General features: G+C 53.7%; 3 protein-coding genes. All 3 read left to right on the forward strand.

Annotated features, from left to right (window positions below; all coding sequences use genetic code 11):
* The coding region (locus tag F6X37_RS35325) for a DUF2345 domain-containing protein (protein ID WP_187614615.1) at positions 1-230 on the forward strand (230 nt) is incomplete at its 5' end.
* A gap of 6 nt (positions 231-236) precedes the next feature.
* A complete protein-coding gene (locus F6X37_RS37440; protein ID WP_262420161.1) occupies positions 237-2546 on the forward strand; it encodes a M23 family metallopeptidase in 2310 nt (769 codons plus the stop codon).
* A gap of 3 nt (positions 2547-2549) precedes the next feature.
* Positions 2550-3242 (forward strand): hypothetical protein, encoded by a 693-nt coding sequence (locus F6X37_RS35335; RefSeq protein WP_187614616.1) that lies wholly within the window; start codon positions 2550-2552, stop codon positions 3240-3242.
* The last annotated feature ends 640 nt before the right edge of the window (positions 3243-3882 follow it).

Raw genomic sequence — 3882 nt, forward strand, 5'->3', positions numbered from 1 at the left:
CCAGCGAAAGTGCGGATGTGCAGGTGTCGGCGAAGTCGAAGATCACGCTCAACTGCGGCGGGGCCTCGGTTGTCATGGAGGGCGGCAACATCACGTTCCACTGCCCCGGCGCATACACCATCAAGGCTGCCTCGTTCACCTTCGTCGGACCCGACAACGTGCCCGCGCAGTTGCCCGTCCTGCCGAAAAGCGACCTTAAGCTCAATGACCGCCCACCCCATACGAACTGACACGCCATGATCATCAGCCCTCCTTTTCTGCCCGCATCGGGGCTCACGTCCACTGATGGCTCGAAGCCGGACCCCATGATGGATGCCGTCGACAAGTTCGAACTGGCGCATGGTATCTATCCGATTGCATATGACCGGCGCTGGCATTGCGGCGTCCATCTCGCGCCCGACATGCATGGCCCGATTTGTGCCATTGCTGATGGCGAGGTGGTCGCCTACCGGGTCTGCCAGCACGCGATGGACGACGGCAACGGTAATGCGGGCTTCGTGCTGCTCAAGCACTCGACCGAGACCGGTGACGGGCGCACGCTGACGTTCTATTCGCTCTACATGCACCTGCTGCCACTCGCCGAATACCATACGTTCGGATTTGATGGGACGGGCCTGGCTACCTGCCTACAGAAGCCGTCCGGTCCGGATGCAAAAGGACAGGTCACGCCAGCGGCGAAAGGGAGTGGTCAGAAGCTGCTGCGCAAGGACGTTGTCGGCTTTGTTGGGCGCTATGAGGGCGTCACGCATCTGCACTTCGAGATCTTCATGGCGCCGGGCGATTTCACGGCGTATTTCGGGCATACACAGCTTGGCGTGGCATCGCCAGCCACGGCGACAACGCCGGACTGCTGGGGCCACACCTATTACACGATTCCGGCCGGGCAGCAGTTCTTCGCGCAGCCGCCGGGAACCGGGGCGGACAACAAGCTGCACGGGATCAGGTTCACGCCGGGGCAGACGGACAAAAACGCGCTGCAACTCGTCGTCGAGATGTACTTCAGCAAGGGGGCGAAGTACACCAACGTCTGGAGCATCGCGACGGACGGTTCGCGCACGCTTCTGACGCCGGAGCCCGTCGAGGAAAAGGACTACGAATACGATCTCTACCATCGCGCGACGGCGCTCTACGATGCCTGCCCGAGCGACGGGTACGAGATGCAGCGCTTCGGGCGTGTCCTGTCCTCGGCCGTGACCCCGCCTCCAAACCCGCAGACCTGGGTGCAGGTGACCTACGCTGCGGGGAAGCAGGGATATATCGATATCAGCAAGGCGGAGATCAGGAAGTTATCCGATGCGGATTTCCCGTCGTTCATGGGCTGGCAAAAGCTCAGTGACGGCAATACGCCCTTCAGCAGCGACGGCTTGTGCGATATCGACGCGCTCAAGAAACTCGTCAAGGATGCTGCGGACAGCGAACAGCCAACGGTCTCGGTGGAAACGACAGAAGTGCAGAAGGCGGACGCGCTTTCAAGCTACGTCAAGGGCCACGATAACGTACGCCAGGCGTTGCGCGGGTTTATCTGCAATGCCCCCAGTGAATGGGATAGTACGAACAACGAGACGCGCTACGCGAAGCTGCTCGACGAGGGCGGCTTCTATCACGACAACGAACAGGGCTACAACGATTTTCTAAAGTACCTCAAGGAAATCCAGTTCTGGGATACGACCGGCTTGCCCGCAGGCGAGAAGCTCTGGTTCTTCCATCCGCTCGCGTTCATCCGGCATTTCAGGAAATGTGAGTGGATGGATTTGAGAGAGCAGACTCAGTTATTGCCGCGCAGATCAATGCCGGATGCCGGTGGCCAAATTTCGTGGACTTTGAGTAATACTCGATTTAGCCAGGGAGCTAATCACGAAGGCGGAAGTTCACCCCCGGATCTTTACTTGGCGCTCAATCATATGAGTCGGAAATATGGTTTCTGTAACAGCTTGCGTAAGGCCCATTTTCTTGGGCAGATTTTTAAAGAGACAGGTGCATTGCGTTCAACGGTTGAAAATGGTGACGCCAATTATTTTCGAAAAATGTATGAAAACTACACTGCCGCAGATGCGGCATATGATTTCGATCACAAGCATGAATGGCTTAAGAAACTCGGATTTTTGAAAAATCGCGATCGTGCTACGTATATTGCACAACGCCCAGGTGAGATTCACGATAAGGCTGTAGCAGGTGGAAACGTTCAGTCGGGCGATGGCGCTCGTTTTTGCGGTCGAGGTCTAATTCACCTTACATGGAGAAAGAGTTACGGCGAATACGGGAAATATCGTGCCAAAGATTTTACGACCGATCCGAACCCGATGCTACTGCAGACTGATGCAGAAGTGGCGGCGGATTCCGCTGGCTATTTCTGGGTCAAGACGGGTATCGATAAAAAAGCAGACCATGGTTCAAGCGACCAGGACGTCCAAGCTTGCTTTAGATTGGTAGGTGGTGCAGGAGGTTTGCCTGCGCGACAACAGTTCTTTCGGTATGCATATTTTATTCTTAACGATGTGCCAATTATCCCTGTAGAGATTGGTTTGGTGCGCCAGACAGAGGAGTAGTCAATGAAGCGACATATCATCTTATTTGGCTTGCTGCTGAGTTCACTGGCTTGTGCGCAGTCGGCATCTGATGCAGTGCATATCCACGGTGTTGGAAATAATCCTACTCGCCAGAAGGTGGTGGAGCAATGTGGGATGTCACTCGATACTCCAGATTTAAAGAGTGTTTCTGATCAAGTTATCGGTTTTGGATGCACAGGCTCATATAAGAACGGCGAAAAAGCCGTTATGGATATGGATTTTCAGTACGACCCAAATTTTAATCCGCGCGGAGGGGATAACGTTAGTTTTGTCGTCGAAGAAGTAGGTATTGATAAAAAGATTTCTGATGCGAAAGACAGTATATTCCGGTTGCCCCCTGGCGAAGGTCATCCGATTTTGGCTCTTGGGGTTGCATATAAAGAGTCAGATTGTGGTGATCCAGTAATTAAAACAACGATTTCACCAATTGAGGGTGGCAATTGGCATGGCTGGATTGCGGAGGAAACTTTCGCTAAGGCGCACGGGCGTTGCACGCCCAGTAAGGAATATACGGAGCGCTATAGATGTATTCATATGATGATAGGCAATGAAAAAATAACCGCCCAACTAAACGGTGTTTGTTTATTGCGCAAACGTCAATATAGCTTGGAGAATGGCCTAAGTTATGATTTATTTATGAATATGATCAAAACTCTTCGCTTCAAAGATAATTGACAATATGCATCGTCGATTTGTCATTTTATATGCATTAACGTTGATAAACTTTGTCCAGTGTGCGCCATTGAGTTTTGCTGCCTAGGCAACAGAAATTCCTGCAGGAGCGACTGATTCTCAGAATGATTCGGCATATAGGGGTTGTGCTTTCGAGCTTGATGTCGGGAGAGATTCTGGGCTTTTGGCGCTCGGCAATAAATTTCCACCTGGAAATGGGTCTAGTAAATGCGAGGCATGCCTCCCCGCGATGCGGCGGACCTGCTGGCCGATGCGGCGCAAAGCGTTCAGGACAGACTTGCGACTCCTGGCACTACCACGACGAAACACTAACCGGCCCTGTCAGCAATCGAACGAAGGCGGCTTGATGCCGTCTTTTTCAATTGCACGGCGAGAAGCAGACGTTTATTTGTTTTGCATATTGTGTCTGCATATGTTGTCACGCGCGTCCATCAGATAAATCATGTGCCTCCCGACCCGACCCGACCCGACCGAAACGCGCGAGGAGATGCTGGTCATGATTGAGCGCATCGCCGAACTTCTGGAGGCGCGCGCTCGCGGCGACGCCACGCTTCTCTCTACCACACTGCGCTATCACGAGCAGCAGGGCTGACCGTTTCCCGCGCGCGATCGACTCGCATGC

The sequence above is a fragment of the Paraburkholderia sp. 31.1 genome, from assembly GCF_014397645.1.
Classification (GTDB): domain Bacteria; phylum Pseudomonadota; class Gammaproteobacteria; order Burkholderiales; family Burkholderiaceae; genus Paraburkholderia; species Paraburkholderia tuberum.

Excerpts from the sequence above, each read along its gene's own strand:
- F6X37_RS37440 (WP_262420161.1), top strand. The coding sequence starts at position 237 with ATGATCATCAGCCCTCCTTTTCTGCCCGCATCGGGGCTCACGTCCACT.
- F6X37_RS35335 (WP_187614616.1), top strand. The coding sequence starts at position 2,550 with ATGAAGCGACATATCATCTTATTTGGCTTGCTGCTGAGTTCACTGGCT.